Here is a 14,026-nt window from a genome sequence, read left to right as displayed (position 1 = left end):
CTCGTGACGAGCGCCGGCCCCTTCGTCATGGTCCGGGCCGGACGGCTCCGGCCCGGACCACCTGGCTCAGAGCACCTGGCTCGGACCATCTGGCTCAGAGCACCTGCCTCAGACCACCTGGTGCAGCCAGCGCACCGGGGCGCCCTCGCCGGCGTAGCGGAAGGGCTCCAGTTCGTCGTCCCAGGGCTTGCCGAGCAGCCGGGCGATCTCCGCCTCCAGGTCGGCCCCCTCGCTGCGGGCCCGCAGCAGGACGGCGCGGAGCCGGTCCTCGGGGATCAGGATGTCGCCGTGGATGCCCGTGACGGCGTGGAAGATGCCGAGCGCGGGTGTGCTGCTGTACCGCTCGCCCTCCGCCGTGGCGCAGGGCTCACTGGTGACTTCGTACCGCATCAACTGCCAGCCGCGCAGCGCGGAGGCGAGCTTCGAGGCCGTACCGGTCTCTCCCTGCCAGGAGAGCTCGGCCCGCCAGTGCCCGGGCGCGGCCGGCTGGCGGATCCAGTCCAGACTCACCCGCACACCGAGCACCCCCGCGACGGCCCACTCGACGTGCGGGCACAGCGCGCGGGGCGCGGAGTGGACGTACAGGACTCCACGTGTCGTCACCGGGACCTCCAGGCTGTGGACGAGGGTCGCCTTCCCCAGCTGCCTCGCGTTCGCGCCTGTAGTTGATCCACAGTTACCCACGTTAGCCGACATTAAGCCACTAAATTGAGCAAAACGGACAGGCTTTCGCTCAATGCTAATCGAATCCCCAAGGAGGTCCACCCCTCGGTGGGATCTCTCCCCCGAACGGCCCCATCGTCGGGCGGGACCACCGTACCGCGCCGTCCCGCACCATGACTGACGCACTTTCGGATCGGGCCGGAATGCGGTAGTGCGGCCCGCTTCCCTGCGCCCGGTACGCAAACCGCCCCGCGCCCGGGGAGGGCGGCGGGGCGGTCGACGGGCCGATCCGGCGTCAGCCGTCCAGGCGGACCACCATCTTGCCGGTGTTGGCGCCGCGCAGCAGGTCCAGGAAGGCCTCCGCGGTGTTCTCGAAGCCGTCCACCACGGTCTGCTCCTCGCGCAGCTTCCCCTCCCGCAGCCAGCCGCCGACCTCGGCGACGAACTGCGGCTGGAGGGCCGCGTGGTCGCGCACCAGCATGCCCTCCAGGCGCAGCCGCTTGCCGATCGCCTGCGCCAGATTGCGCGGGCCCGCCGGGGCGGTGGTGTCGTTGTACTGGGCGATCGCGCCGCAGAGCACCGCGCGGCCGTGCACGCCGAGCGCGCCGATCGCGGCCTCCAAGTGGTCGCCGCCGACGTTGTCGAAGTAGAGGTCGATGCCCTCCGGGGCGGCCTTGGCGAGCTGCTCGTGGACCGGGCCGTCCTTGTAGTTGAAAGCGGCGTCGAAGCCGAAGTCCTCGACCAGCCGGGCGACCTTCTCCGCCGAGCCGGCCGAGCCGACCACCAGTGAGGCGCCCTTGAGCCGGGCGATCTGGCCGACGATCGAGCCCACCGCGCCGGCCGCGCCGGAGACGAAGACCCGGTCGCCCTCCTTGAGGCCGCCGACCGCGAGCAGGCCCGCGTAGGCGGTCAGACCGGTCATGCCGAGGACGCCGAGGTAGGCGGAGAGCGGTGCGGCGGCCGGATCGACCTTCACCGCCTGCTCGGCGGGCAGGGTGGCGTACTCGCGCCAGCCCAGGCCGTGCAGCACGGCGTCGCCCGGGGCGAAGCCCTCGGCCGCGGAGGCGACCACGTAGCCGACCGCGCCGCCGTCCATCGGCGCACCGAGCCGGAACGGCGGGGCGTAGGACTTCACGTCGTTCATCCGGCCGCGCATGTAGGGGTCGACCGAGAGGTAGGCGTTGCGCACCAGGATCTCGCCGGGGCCCGGGGTCCGGACCGGCGCCTCGACCAGGGCGAAGTCCGTCGGGACCGGCCAGCCCTGCGGGCGGGCGGCGAGGTGCCATTCGCGGGCGGTGGCGGGCGCTTCCTGCGTTGCCATCGGTGGTGCTCCTTGAGGTGTCTGGGTGGTCCCCCGGTGATGCCGCGCGACCTGAAAGGTTGAGCGACTGAAGTAACGATGGACATGAAAGGTTCAGGTTGTCAACTGTTCAGGTAGACTGTCACCCATGGACACCCAGCCGACCGGGGCCGCCACGCCGCAGCCCGACGAGATCACCCGTGAGGTCGTCGACCTGATGGCCAATCTGGTCGCGCTCTTCCACCGCGAGTACGAGGAGGCCGCCGCCGCCCGCTCGCTCACCGGCGCCCAGGCCAAGGTCCTCGCCCTGCTGCGGCGCGGACCGATGCCGATGCGCCACATCGCCCAGACGCTCAGCTGCGAGCCCTCCAACATCACCGGCATCGTCGACCGCCTGGAGTCGCGCGGCTTCGTGACCAGGGAGGCCGACCGGCAGGACCGCCGGGTCAAGCTCGTCGCCGCCACCGAGACCGGCTCCGCCGCGTCCGAGGAGCTGCGCGAGTCACTGAACTTCGCCCGCGAACCGCTGGCCGCGCTCGGCCCGGACGAGCGGACGGCGCTGCGCGACCTGCTCCGCCGGATGCTGGCGGGAGTCTCCGGCCCCGGCGCGTGAGAAGCGGCCGGGTGAGAAGCATCACAGGCCCCGGGGCCGATCCGGCCGAATTGGCCGCCCGTCGGCTGTAACCGAACCCTCCCCCGAAACGTCTAACGTTCGAGATTCGCACGGGCCTGCCCATGGGCCGGTGCGTGCGGGGACGACATCAGGAGACGGGGGGCCCGGGGGATGAGCAGCAGCTCGCGCCGGCGGCGCATCGTGAAGACCGCCGTGGGCCTCGCCGCCGTTCTCGTGCTGTCGGTGGCGGGGGCCGGGGCGTGGTTCTACCACCGGCTGGACAGCAACATCACCACCTTCGACGCGGGCGGGGTCGCGACCGAGCGACCGCCGGCCCCCGTCCCGGTCACCCCGGGCGCGTCCGTCCCGGTCAACGTCCTGGTGCTCGGCTCGGACACCCGCACCGACGGCAACGCCGACCTCGGCGGCGGCGAGGAGGGCGTCGGCCACTCGGACACCGCGATCCTGCTGCACGTCTACGCGGACCACAAGCACGCCGTCGGCGTCTCGATACCCCGCGACGCGCTGGTGACCATCCCGGCCTGCAAGCTGCCGAGCGGCCGGTGGACCGAGCCCCGGACCAACCAGATGTTCAACTCGGCGTTCACCATAGGCGAGTTCCCCCAGGGGAACCCCGCCTGCACGCAGAACACCGTCGAGGCGCTCACCGGCCTGCGGGTGGACCACACCATCGTGGTCGACTTCAAGGGCGTCGCCGCGATGACCGAGGCGATCAACGGCGTGGACGTCTGCGTCCCGAACGACGTGAACTCGCACAACATCAAGCTCAGGAAGGGGCTGCAGAAGCTCTCCGGGCAGCCCGCGGTCGACTACCTGCGGGCGCGGTACGGCTTCGGCGACAACTCCGACATCGGGCGGATGAAGCGCCAGCAGGCCTTCCTCTCCGCGATGATCAGCAAGATCCAGGGGCTCGGCTTCTCGCTGCCGACCCTGCTCCCGCTGGCCGACGCCGCCACCCGCTCGCTCACCGTGGACGAGGGCCTGGGCACCGCGATGAAGCTGGTGGACTTCGCCCAGTCGCTGCAGGGCATCAAGCTCTCCGACATCACCTTCGTCACCACCCCCTGGCGCTTCTCCGGCGAACGGGTCGCGCTGGTCCACCCCGACGTGGACACCCTCTGGAAGCTGCTGCGCGAGGACCGCACCCTGGACGGGCAGAGCACCGGCCAGGCGGCCGACCCGGCCGCCGCCCCGCCCTCCCCCTCCGCCGCCCCGGACGCCTCGCCCACCGCGCTCTCGCCCGAGCAGTCGGCCGTACCGATCACCGTGGTCAACGGGGTCGGCACCCCGGGGCTGGCCGGGAAGGGCGCCGAGGCGGTCCGCGCCAAGGGCTTCCAGAACATCACCCTGGACGCCACCGGCGGCAGCCGGCTGCGCACCGAGATCGCGTACGACCCGGCCTTCAAGACCGCCGCCGACCAGCTGGCGCTGATCTTCCCGCAGGCCCGGTCCGTCGAGGAGCCGGGCGCCGGGGGCATCGTCATCACGCTCGGCCGCGACTACCACCCCACCGCGGCCACCGGGCCCGTCCCGGGCACCCCCGGTGTCGCGGGTGCCCCCGGCGCCCCGGCCGGGCCGGCGGCCGACCGGACGGCCGCACCGGGCGCCGCCGCCACCGGCACCCCGACCGGCGTCCCCACCGGCATCGCCGAGAACGCCCGCGGGGCCGACACCGACCCCTGCGCCAACCTGACCTTCGGCTAGGGAGCGGCGGCGTCGGGGTCCGTGCGGCGCGGGCGGAGGACATCCGTGCGATGGCGACACCTCCCGCCGGAAGGCCGGGGACGCGTGGTCGCGCCAGCGGGCGTCCCGGGCCCGTCAGGTCGGCGAGGGCCGGCCCTGCTGCGGGTCGGGCAGGCCGGTGACCACCGCGGTCAGCCGGGTGCCGGCCGGGAAGGCACCGGCGGCGGCCAGCTCCGTCAGGGCGGCGAGCAGCTTGGCGACGTAGCGGTGCTCCAGCGCGATCCCGTGACGCCGCTCGAAGTCCTCGGCGAAGGCGGCGAGCGCGGCCGGCACCTTGCCGTAGCCGCCGCCGTGGTGGTCGTGGTCGATCCGCCAGTTGTCGAACTCGCGGCCGTACGCGGCCCGGTGCAGCCGGGCGACCTCGCCCTCCAGGTAGCCGGCGCCGCCGCGCAGCACCGCCACGCCGAGCGCCCGCGCGCCGGGCGGCAGTCCGGCCGCGATCCCGGCGAGGGTGCCGCCGGTGCCGACCGGGCAGCAGACCACGTCCCGTGCGCCGAGGTCGGGCAGCTCCGCCGGGACGGCCGCCGCGCCGATCGCCGCCAAGGCGTTGGAGCCGCCCTCCGGCAGGACCAGGCACGGGCCCCAGCGCCGCCGCAGAGCGGCCTCGACCCCGGTGTCGGCCGCCCATCGGCCGGCCGTCTCCCGGTAGACCGACCGCGGCAGGAACGCCAGCCGCATGCCCGCCGCCTCGGCCGCCCGCAGCGACCAGTTGCGCGGGGCGCCGGCCAGTTCCTCGCCCCGCACCAGCCCGACGCTCTCCAGCCCGAGCGCGCCGGCCGCCACCGCGACCGCCCGCAGATGGGTCGAGTAGGCGCCGCCGAAGGTCAGCAGCCGGGTGTGCCCCTGCTCCACGGCGGCCGCCAGGTTGGGTGCGAGCTTGCGCCACTTGTTGCCCGGCACCGTGGGGTGCAGCAGGTCGTCGCGCTTGAGCCGGAGCTCCACCCCGGCCCGCGCCAACGCCTCGTCGGTGCAGTCCGTCAGCGGCGTCGGCAGCAGTGCGGGTTCGAGCATCGGGCCAGGATACGGAGCCGACGGCGACGCCCCTGCGGCCGCGGGCCGGACGGGACAGCGGTCCGGCCGGGGCGCGGGGGGTCGCCCGCCCGGGCCTCCCCGGTGCGCTGAGCACACGCACCATGGCTCACACTAGTGCTGGCACGGATATTCATACTTACTGCTCAATATTCTCAACTTTTCATCATGTCCATGGGGGATAGATGTCGATCGCGACGCCCGTCAGATCTGTGGAGGATCCGGTGACGACGGGACAGGGTTCCGCCGGGGGTGGACGGTTCCGCGTTCCGCGGGACCGCCGCCGCCCGGACTCCCGGCAGCTCTGGTTCGCCGCCGCCCTCCTAGGGCTCCCGCCGGTCCTCCACCTGGCCTCGGCCGACCTGGTGACCTTCGCACTCGTCTGGTTCGCCGCCGCGTCGCTGATCCGCTCCCGGGCCTCCGCCTTCGACCGGCTGATGATCTCCGGTGGCCTGCTGATCGGCTGGGCCTGCGCGCTCAGCCTGCTGACCAGCTACTGGCCCTGGGGCCTGCACCCGGTCGCGCTGGCGGAGGCCACCGCCCTCCCGCTGGCCGCGCTCCGGCTGGTCCGGCCTCCGGAAGCGCCCACCGGCCCGCAGCCGCTGCGCGCCCGGCTGCGCCGCGTCGTCCCGGTCCGCGACCGCCCGGTGCTCCTCGGCGCCACGGCGGCCGCCGTGTTCCTCTTCTACCCACTGCTGCGGCGGGACGCCGTCGGCCGCCTCGGTACCGTCCTGGAGGCCGAGGACCTCGGCCGCCACGCGGCCCTCTACGACACCATCCTGCGCCTGGGCGGTCTCGCCTCCCTGCAGCGGGACGCGGCGTTCGACACCGTGACGCTGGGCCTCGGCACCTACCCGCAGGGCAGCCACCTGACGCTGGCGGTGGTGACCAGCTTCCTGCACGGGGGCACCGACCGGGGGGCGCCGCTCGCCCAGGCGTCGCTGTTCGTCACACTCTTCACCCTGGTCACGGCCGCGCTGGCGGCAGCCGTCCTGTGGGCGGTGCGCCGCGCCGCCGGGCCCGCGCTGCGCGGCTGGCGGGGGCTGGCGCTCGCCGTCCCGGCCACCGCCTACCTGATCGTCGCCGAGCTGCCCCGTCTGCACAGCCGCGGCTTCCTGAGCGAGCTCTTCGCCCTCGGTCTGCTCGCGCTCCTGGTCGGCCTGGCGATCCGCCCGCTCGACCGCACCCGCGAGCAGGTCGCCGTGCTGGCCGCGCTGACGGTCGGCGTCTCCTTCGGCCACTACCTGCTGCTCCCGGCGGCCGCCGCCACGGTGCTCGCCTGGGCCGTGGTGAACCGGCGCGGCTGGCTCCGGCACTGGGCGACCGTGCTGCCGGTCGCCCTGCTCGGCGGCGCGCTCGCGCTGTTCCCGCCGTACGTCAACCACCAGTCGGCCGGCTCCGCGGACGTCCTGACGCTGCCCGGCGGCATCGGCCCGGTCAGCCGGCACCTCCTGCTGCCGCTCGTGGTGGCCGCGTTCGCCGCCCTGCTGACGCGCGGCGCGCGCGCCAACCGGCCGCGCCGGGTGGCCCTGCTCTCGCTCACCGCGGTCTCGCTGCTCTGCTTCGGCGTGATGGAGTACCAGCTGGCCACCGTCGGCGTGACGTCCTACTTCTACGAGAAGATGCTCCACCAGCTGCTGGTGGTCGGGCTGATCTGCTTCGCCGCCGCGCTGCTGCCGATGCTCGGCCGCCGGGCGCTGGCCGGGCAGCACCCCGGTACGACGGGCGGAACGGGCGCCGCCCGGCTCCGCTCGGGCGCGGCCGTGGTGGCCGTGGCGGGCTGCCTGACCTTCACCGTCGTCAGCAACGCCCAGCCGGACGGCGGGCGGACCGGCTGGGCGGGCAGCGCCGGCCGGGACCTGCTGCGCGGCGAGGCGGCCCGCCCCGGCGTCGCCGAGCGGGTCGCCGTGATCGAGGCGAGCGGCGCCGGGGACGGCCGGGTGGCGGTCTCCCTCGCCGGGAGCCGCGCCTGGGGCGAGACGGTGGAGGACTGGGGATCGGCCGAGGACAACCTCTGGCTCGGCGTGCTCAACCGTGACCAGGGCCGCTCCTGGCGTGCCTGGGAGTGGGCGCTGCACCGCCGCAGCGCCCAGGACGTGCTGGACTTCGCGGCCACCTCCCCGGAGCCGCTGAGGTTCTTCGTCGACGACTCCTCCCAGCTGCTCGCCGACCTCCGGGTCCTGACCGCCGGGGGCAAGCACCCGGAGCTGGCCGTCTCCGTGCTCCGCAAGGACGGCGACGGCGACCTGGTCGTGGAGCCGGCCCGGCTCGGCTGACGGCGGAGCGGGCCGCCACGCCCGACAGCGGAACGCCCCCGGTGGCCCATGGGCCACCGGGGGCGTCAACGTGGCTTCGAAGCGGCCCTATTCGGGTGATTCCCGGCCTGTCGGTACAGTCGCCGCCGTCGCCGGTCACTAGAGTTCGTGCAGATGACCACACCTGGTCAAGCCCGGTCGTCCGGGCGAAAGGTGGGGCGGGTGGGACTCGAACCCACGACCAAGGGATTATGAGTCCCCTGCTCTAACCGGCTGAGCTACCGCCCCGGTTCGCCGCGCGCGCCGGTGACCCGGTCACGGCAGCAGCAGACGGCCCCGGAAGGCCGTCCCGGGCAGCATAGCCGGTCGATCACCCGTGGTGCGCGCCGGGGGCGCACATGGGTGCGCCCGGACACTCACGCCTCCCCGGCCGGAGCAGCCCCGCTGGCGGGCCCGTGGCGGCCCCGGGAGCCTGGGCGGATGACGGTACGTGAGCTGGCGGCGGCCGGCGCCGCGCTGGCGGTCCTGGCGGCGGCGGGCTGCACCACGGCGGCGGGCCCCGGCGGCGCCACCCCGACGGTGAGCTCCCACCCGGCCACGGCCCCCGCGGACAGCCACGGCTGGAGCAGCGAGCGGCTGCGCGGCGCGCTCGCCCGGCACACCGGCGTCACCCGCACCGCCAAGCCCACCGTGCTCAACGGCCTGGTCGGCGCCGTCTTCACGCGCAACGCGGACGGCGACCACTTCTGCACCGCCAGCGTGGTCGACAGCGCCGGGCTGAACCTGATCGTCACCGCCGCGCACTGCGTCTGGGACCCGAAGCTCGGTCAGCGCGGCGACCTGGTCTTCGTCCCCGGCTACCGGGACGGCGAGACCCCGAGCGGCGTCTGGCCCCTGCTGGCCGTCACCGTCGACCAGGCCTGGAAGGACGGCGCCGACCCGGACGTGGACGTCGCCTTCGCCGTGGTCCAGCCGCAGGGCGGCCGGCAGGTGCAGCAGGTGCTCGGCGCCAACCGGCTGGGCGTCGACCGCGGCCACCGGCTGCCGGTGAAGGTGACCGGCTACCCCGGCGCCAGCGACGTCCCGATCACCTGTAGCAACACCACCTCCGAACAGAGCCCCTCCCAGCTGCGGATCGACTGCCCGGACTGGACCGGCGGCACCAGCGGCAGCCCCTGGGTGACGGATTTCGACCCGGACACCCGGACCGGGACCGTGGTCGGCGTGATCGGTGGCTACCAGGAGGGCGGCAACAGCCCCGACACCTCGTACAGCTGCTACTTCGGCGACCGCGTGCGGGCCCTCTACGACCGGGCCACGGGCTGACCGGGCCGGGCTGGCGCCGCCGCGCCCGGCCTGGTAGATCTTCCTCACGAACGGCGGACCGCAGGACCGGCAGGGCCCGCCCCGAGGACGAGACGGAGCCCCGATGGACTCCCGCCCGGTACGGCCCGCGCGCGCGGCCCAGGCGGCCGCCCTGGCGGCCCTGCTGCTGGCCGGCGCCGCCTGCGGCGGGAGCGACCGGGCGCCGACCGCCGAGGTGGCGCCGCGGAGCCCGGTGGGCGACCGGATCGGCACCCTCTCGGTGCGGACCCCGCAGGGCCCGCGGGCCTGTACGGCGAGCGTGGTGCAGAGCCCCGGGCGCAATCTGCTGGTGACCGCCGCGCACTGCGTGCAGAGCCGCCGGATCGGCCTGCTGGACGGCCTGGTGTTCACCCCCGGCTATCGCAACGGGTACTCGCCGTACGGGAGTTGGCCGGTCGAGTCGATCACCGTGGATCCGCGTTGGGCCTCCGACGACGACCCCGAGTACGACGTGGCCTTCGTCACCCTGCGGGCGGCGGGCGGGCGGGACATCGAGGACGCGGTCGGCGGCAACCCGCTCGGCACCGGCCAGGGCTTCGGCCTCGCCGTCTCGGTGACCGGTTATCCCAATGGAAGCGATGAACCGATCACCTGTTCGGCACATACCCGCTCACAGAGTCCGACCCAGGAGCGCTTCGACTGCGGCGGCTACACCGACGGCACCAGCGGGAGCCCCTGGGTCACCACGACCGGTGCGGTGGTCGGCGTGATCGGCGGCTACCAGGAGGGCGGCGAGACGCCGGGCACCTCGTACAGCGTCACCTTCGACGAGCGGGTCGCCGAGCTGTACCGGCAGGCCACCGCCTGACCCCGACTGCCCCGATCCGGCCCGGCCCGGTCGGGTCAGGTCGAGTCGGGTCAGGTCGAGTCGGGTCGAGTCGGGTCGAGTCGGGGAAACACGAAGGCCCCCCGGTGACCGGGGGGCCTTCGCTCTGAGCACTCACCGGGCGGGCCCGGTGAAGCTCCCGCATTTGGACTCGAACCAAAAACCTGCCGGTTAACAGCCGGCTGCTCTGCCAATTGAGCTATGCGGGATCGCGGTGGACCACAGTCGCACCACGGCCAGGACGGCCGACCCGAAGGCCCGCCACCTGAGCTCCCCCAATTGGACTCGAACCAATAACCTGCCGATTAACAGTCGGCTGCTCTGCCAATTGAGCTATGGGGGATCGAGCTTCCGCTTCGGCCCCCGGTTCCCCGGGCTCCTCGGCGCTCGCTGCGGGACATACATTAGCGCACTCGGGGGGGTGGTCCGCCAATCGCTTTCCCCGGCCGCCCCGGCGGACCCCCTGCCCGGCGTGCCCCGCGCGCGCCCGGCGCGGCACCCGGGGATGCTGGGGAGCGCGGACGGTTCGCCGCCCCGCTGAACGGGTAGAGCATTGCGGCAATGGCCGCCAGGAGAGGGTGGAATCCGATCATGTGGAAGCTGTCGTTGACCGTGGGACTCGCGGCGGGCTACATCCTGGGCTCGCGGGCCGGGCGCCAGCGGTACGAACAGATCGCCAAGGCCACCCGGCAGGTGGCCCGGAACCCCAAGGTGCAGAGCGCGGCCGACAAGGCCAAGCAGCAGGCCGGCGTGGTGGCCGGGAAGGCGGCGGGCGCCGTCGCCGACAAGGTCGGCGACAAGCTGCCGAACGCCGTCACCGACCGGGTGTCGTACTTCAACCGCACCCGGGTCGAGGACGACAGCTGGGGTACCTTCCGCCCGTGACCGCGCGGTGACGGCGGGGAGGCCGGCGCGGCTCCGGAGCGGTACCGAACGAGCAACACTTACCGGGCCTGGCAGCGTCCGGACGTGCGCTGAGGCATGATCTCGACATGGCCATCGTCGCGGGGATAGACAGCTCGACCGGTCGCACCCGGATCGTCGCGTGCGACAGCGAGACCGGCGCGGTGCTGCGGTCCGGCAAGGCGCCGCACCCCGTGCCGCAGGCGGCCGACCTGCGGGCCGGTGAGGCCGACCCGCAGGTCTGGCTGCACTCGCTGGGGGACGCCGCCGCCGGTGGTCTGCTGGAGGGCGTCCGGGCGATCGGCGTCAGCGCGCAGCAGCACGGCATGATCGGCCTGGACGCCGGCGGCGTCCTGGTCCGCCCCGCGATCCTCTGGAACGACCCGCGCTCCAGCGGCGCCGCCGCCGCGCTGCTGGACGCGCTCGGCGGCCCGGCGGCCTGGACGGCGGCGATCGGGGCCGTCCCCGGCCCGATGTACACCATCGCCAAGCTGCGCTGGCTGGCCGAGTTCGAACCGGCCAACGCCCGCCGGGTGGCCGAGGTGCTGCTGCCGCACGACTGGCTGGTCTGGCAACTGCTCGGCCATCCCAAGCGGCGCACCACCGACCGGGGCGACGCCTCCGGCACCGGCTACTGGTCGCCGATCACCGGTGAGTACCGGCAGGACCTGGTGGAGCTCGCGCTCGGCCACGAGCTGAGGCTGCCCGACGTGCTCGGCCCCGCCGAACCCGCCGGGCACACCCCCGAGGGCCTGCTGATCTCGGCCGGCACCGGCGACAACATGGCCGCCGCGCTCGGGCTGGGCCTGCGGCCCGGCGACGCGGTGGTCTCGCTGGGCAGCTCCGGGACGATCTTCGCGGTGAACGAGCAGGCCGTGGTGGACGCCACCGGGCTGGTCTCCTCCTTCGCCGACGCCACCGGCCGCCACCTACCGATGGTCGCCACCCTGAACGCCGCCCAGGTGCTCCGCTCCACGGCGGCGATGCTCGGCTGCGACCTGGACGGCCTCAGCGACCTGGCCCTGCGCTCCTCCCCCGGCGCGTACGGCCTGGTGCTGCTGCCCTACCTGGACGGCGAGCGGACGCCCGCGCTGCCCCACGCGGCCGGCACCCTGACCGGGCTCCGGGCCGAGTCGATGACCCCCGAGCACCTGGCCCGGGCCGCCGTCGAGGGCATGCTCTGCAACATCGCGGACGCGCTGGACGTGCTGCGCGCCCAGGGCGTCGGGGTGAAGCGGGTCTTCCTACTGGGCGCCACCGGTCGGCTGCCGGCCGTGCGGCAGATCGCCCCGCAGCTGTTCGGCATCCCGGTCGTGGTGCCGCCGCCGGGTGCCCACGCGGCGCGCGGCGCGGCCCGGCAGGCCGCCTGGGCGCTGGCCGGCACCCCCGAACCGCCGCGCTGGGAGCTGCCGGAGGCCGTCACCGTCACGCCGGACGCCGAGCAGGACCTGCCGGTCGGCTCGGCGGTCCGTCAGCAGTACCGGGCCGCCCGCGAGCAGATCCACCCGGAGACGGCCGCCTGATCCGCCCGGCGGCCCGGGAGCGGGCGTGCCGCGTCGTGGAGATGCGCCTTCCGGCGGCCGGTGGCAGCGTGAGGGGCGACGCGGTAACCGGAGCGAAGGGCGACAGGAGCACATGGCGCTGCACAAGGGGACCGGCGACGACCGCCGGCTGTCCGTCAATCCGTTCGTCGGCTCCGCCGACCCGCTGAGCGCGATGGAGCTGGCCCCGCCGCTGCACCGCCTCTCCGACGGCCCGGTGGCAGCCGACACGGCGTACCAGCTGATCCACGACGAGCTGATGCTGGACGGGAACGCCAAGCTCAACCTGGCGACCTTCGTCACCACGTCGATGGAGGTCCAGGCCACCCGGCTGATGACCGAGTGCCTCGACAAGAACATGATCGACAAGGACGAGTACCCGCAGACCGCCGAGCTGGAGCGGCGCTGCGTGGCGATCCTCGCCGACCTCTGGCACGCGCCCGACCCGAGCACCGCCGTCGGCTGCTCCACCACCGGCTCCAGCGAGGCCTGCATGCTGGCCGGCCTCGCCCTCAAGCGGCGCTGGATGAAGCGCAACGCCGACCGGTACGCGGCCGGCGCCCGCCCGAACCTGGTGATGGGCGTCAACGTCCAGGTCTGCTGGGAGAAGTTCTGCACCTTCTGGGAGGTCGAGGCCCGCCTCGTGCCGATGGCCGGCGAGCGCTTCCACCTCGGCACGGAGGAGGCGCTGGCGCTCTGCGACGAGGACACCATCGGGGTGGTGGCCGTGCTCGGCTCGACCTTCGACGGCTCCTACGAGCCGGTGGCGGAGCTCAGCGCCGCCCTCGACGCGCTGCAGCAGCGCACCGGGCTGGACATCCCGGTCCACGTGGACGGCGCCTCCGGCGCCATGGTCGCGCCCTTCCTGGACCCCGAGCTGGTCTGGGACTTCCGGCTGCCGCGGGTCGCCTCGATCAACACCTCCGGCCACAAGTACGGCCTGGTCTACCCCGGGGTCGGCTGGGCGCTCTGGCGGGACCACGACTCGCTGCCCGAGGAGCTGGTGTTCCGGGTCAACTACCTCGGCGGGGAGATGCCGACCTTCGCGCTGAACTTCTCCCGCCCCGGCGCGGAGGTGATCGCGCAGTACTACACCTTCCTGCGGCTGGGCCGCAGCGGCTTCACGGCCGTCCAGGGAGCCTGCCGGGAGGTCGCGGTCTACCTGGCCGGGCAGATCGAGGCGCTCGGCGACTTCCGGCTGCTGACCCGGGGCGACGAACTGCCGGTCTTCGCCTTCACCACCTCCGAGGAGGTGACCTTCGACGTGTTCGACGTCTCGCGGAGACTGCGCGAGCGCGGCTGGCAGGTACCGGCGTACACCTTCCCCGCCGACCGGGAGGACCTCTCGGTGCTCCGGGTGGTCTGCCGCAACGGCTTCTCCCGGGACCTGGCCGACCTGCTGCTCGCCGACCTCGACCGGCTGCTGCCGGAGCTGCGGAGCCAGCCCCGCCCGCTCAAGGAGTACGGGGTGCCGCCCAGGACGGCCTTCCACCACTGACACCGGCTCGGCCGAGGCGGGCGCGGGCGGGCCCGTGAGCACGGCGGGGGAGGGCGCACAGAAGCGCCCTCCCCCGCCTTACGTCCCTCGGACGGGGCAGCCTCCCCCCGCGAGGCTGCCATGTCCGGTGGGGGATCGGGACGTCGGGGACCGGCCTGCAAAGCGGTGTCCGGACGAAACATCCGGACCGCGAAACGCACCGGTGAGAGAACTCTGCATGACGACCAGGCACCTGTTCGAGCGTCAGCCGGGGTTGTGAGACACTTCCG

The 14,026-nt window shown here is 73.9% G+C and carries 11 protein-coding genes and 3 tRNA genes; 8 read left to right on the top strand and 6 right to left on the bottom strand.

Translation table 11 applies throughout. The features are described 5' to 3' along the window. Window positions 1-108: 108 nt before the first annotated feature. Window positions 109-603, bottom strand: coding sequence for a DUF3145 domain-containing protein (locus ACFWA9_RS22590; protein ID WP_329487504.1), 495 nt, complete (start codon window positions 601-603; stop codon window positions 109-111). A gap of 355 nt (window positions 604-958) precedes the next feature. Next, a complete protein-coding gene (locus ACFWA9_RS22585) occupies window positions 959-1,984 on the bottom strand; it encodes an NADP-dependent oxidoreductase (protein WP_380389245.1) in 1,026 nt (341 codons plus the stop codon). A 127-nt stretch (window positions 1,985-2,111) separates the two neighbouring features. Between ACFWA9_RS22585 and ACFWA9_RS22580 the strand changes: the two genes are divergently transcribed. Beyond that, the gene (locus ACFWA9_RS22580) at window positions 2,112-2,576 is read left to right on the top strand and encodes a MarR family winged helix-turn-helix transcriptional regulator (RefSeq protein ID WP_380389243.1); all 465 of its coding nucleotides are present in this window, start codon (window positions 2,112-2,114) and stop codon (window positions 2,574-2,576) included. A gap of 171 nt (window positions 2,577-2,747) precedes the next feature. Further along, window positions 2,748-4,301, top strand: a complete 1,554-nt coding sequence (locus ACFWA9_RS22575) for an LCP family protein (protein WP_380389242.1) — start codon at window positions 2,748-2,750, stop codon at window positions 4,299-4,301. Window positions 4,302-4,415: 114 nt separating this feature from the next. Here ACFWA9_RS22575 and ACFWA9_RS22570 read toward each other — a convergent pair whose 3' ends face one another. Beyond that, window positions 4,416-5,351, bottom strand: a complete 936-nt coding sequence (locus ACFWA9_RS22570; RefSeq protein ID WP_380389240.1) for a 1-aminocyclopropane-1-carboxylate deaminase/D-cysteine desulfhydrase — start codon at window positions 5,349-5,351, stop codon at window positions 4,416-4,418. Window positions 5,352-5,593: 242 nt separating this feature from the next. Between ACFWA9_RS22570 and ACFWA9_RS22565 the strand changes: the two genes are divergently transcribed. Then, complete coding sequence (locus ACFWA9_RS22565; RefSeq protein WP_380389238.1) at window positions 5,594-7,645, top strand: hypothetical protein; 2,052 nt, start codon at window positions 5,594-5,596, stop codon at window positions 7,643-7,645. Between the two features lie 193 nt (window positions 7,646-7,838). On the opposite strand, the gene ACFWA9_RS22560 is transcribed toward ACFWA9_RS22565, so the two are convergent. Then, window positions 7,839-7,912 (bottom strand) — tRNA-Ile (locus ACFWA9_RS22560). A 192-nt stretch (window positions 7,913-8,104) separates the two neighbouring features. Here ACFWA9_RS22560 and ACFWA9_RS22555 point away from each other — a divergent pair. After that, window positions 8,105-8,950: a trypsin-like serine peptidase gene (locus ACFWA9_RS22555; RefSeq protein ID WP_380389236.1), complete on the top strand. Its 846-nt coding sequence runs from the start codon at window positions 8,105-8,107 to the stop codon at window positions 8,948-8,950. Between the two features lie 103 nt (window positions 8,951-9,053). Next, complete coding sequence (locus ACFWA9_RS22550) at window positions 9,054-9,797, top strand: trypsin-like serine peptidase (RefSeq protein ID WP_380389234.1); 744 nt, start codon at window positions 9,054-9,056, stop codon at window positions 9,795-9,797. Between the two features lie 154 nt (window positions 9,798-9,951). Here ACFWA9_RS22550 and ACFWA9_RS22545 read toward each other — a convergent pair. Next, window positions 9,952-10,024, bottom strand: a tRNA-Asn gene (locus ACFWA9_RS22545). Window positions 10,025-10,085: 61 nt separating this feature from the next. Then, window positions 10,086-10,158: transfer RNA gene (locus tag ACFWA9_RS22540), tRNA-Asn, on the bottom strand. 245 nt (window positions 10,159-10,403) lie between these two features. Between ACFWA9_RS22540 and ACFWA9_RS22535 the strand changes: the two genes are divergently transcribed. The 3 genes from ACFWA9_RS22535 (at window position 10,404) to ACFWA9_RS22525 (ending at window position 13,757) form a co-directional block, all read left to right on the top strand. After that, window positions 10,404-10,700, top strand: a complete 297-nt coding sequence (locus ACFWA9_RS22535) for a hypothetical protein (protein ID WP_380389248.1) — start codon at window positions 10,404-10,406, stop codon at window positions 10,698-10,700. A 107-nt stretch (window positions 10,701-10,807) separates the two neighbouring features. Then, the gene (locus tag ACFWA9_RS22530) at window positions 10,808-12,241 is read left to right on the top strand and encodes an FGGY family carbohydrate kinase (protein ID WP_359802936.1); all 1,434 of its coding nucleotides are present in this window, start codon (window positions 10,808-10,810) and stop codon (window positions 12,239-12,241) included. Window positions 12,242-12,353: 112 nt separating this feature from the next. Then, on the top strand, window positions 12,354-13,757 hold the full coding sequence (locus tag ACFWA9_RS22525) for a glutamate decarboxylase (RefSeq protein WP_352289774.1): 1,404 nt from the start codon (window positions 12,354-12,356) through the stop codon (window positions 13,755-13,757). Window positions 13,758-14,026: the final 269 nt, after the last annotated feature.

This window comes from Kitasatospora sp. NPDC059973 (assembly GCF_042737525.1).
Lineage (GTDB): Bacteria > Actinomycetota > Actinomycetes > Streptomycetales > Streptomycetaceae > Kitasatospora.
This window is presented reverse-complemented; position numbering and strand designations above follow the sequence as displayed.

Coding starts and splice junctions, on each gene's coding strand:
- ACFWA9_RS22585 (WP_380389245.1), bottom strand. CDS start 1,984: ATGGCAACGCAGGAAGCGCCCGCCACCGCCCGCGAATGGCACCTCGCC.
- ACFWA9_RS22575 (WP_380389242.1), top strand. CDS start 2,748: ATGAGCAGCAGCTCGCGCCGGCGGCGCATCGTGAAGACCGCCGTGGGC.
- ACFWA9_RS22580 (WP_380389243.1), top strand. CDS start 2,112: ATGGACACCCAGCCGACCGGGGCCGCCACGCCGCAGCCCGACGAGATC.
- ACFWA9_RS22555 (WP_380389236.1), top strand. CDS start 8,105: ATGACGGTACGTGAGCTGGCGGCGGCCGGCGCCGCGCTGGCGGTCCTG.
- ACFWA9_RS22530 (WP_359802936.1), top strand. CDS start 10,808: ATGGCCATCGTCGCGGGGATAGACAGCTCGACCGGTCGCACCCGGATC.
- ACFWA9_RS22570 (WP_380389240.1), bottom strand. CDS start 5,351: ATGCTCGAACCCGCACTGCTGCCGACGCCGCTGACGGACTGCACCGAC.
- ACFWA9_RS22550 (WP_380389234.1), top strand. CDS start 9,054: ATGGACTCCCGCCCGGTACGGCCCGCGCGCGCGGCCCAGGCGGCCGCC.
- ACFWA9_RS22525 (WP_352289774.1), top strand. CDS start 12,354: ATGGCGCTGCACAAGGGGACCGGCGACGACCGCCGGCTGTCCGTCAAT.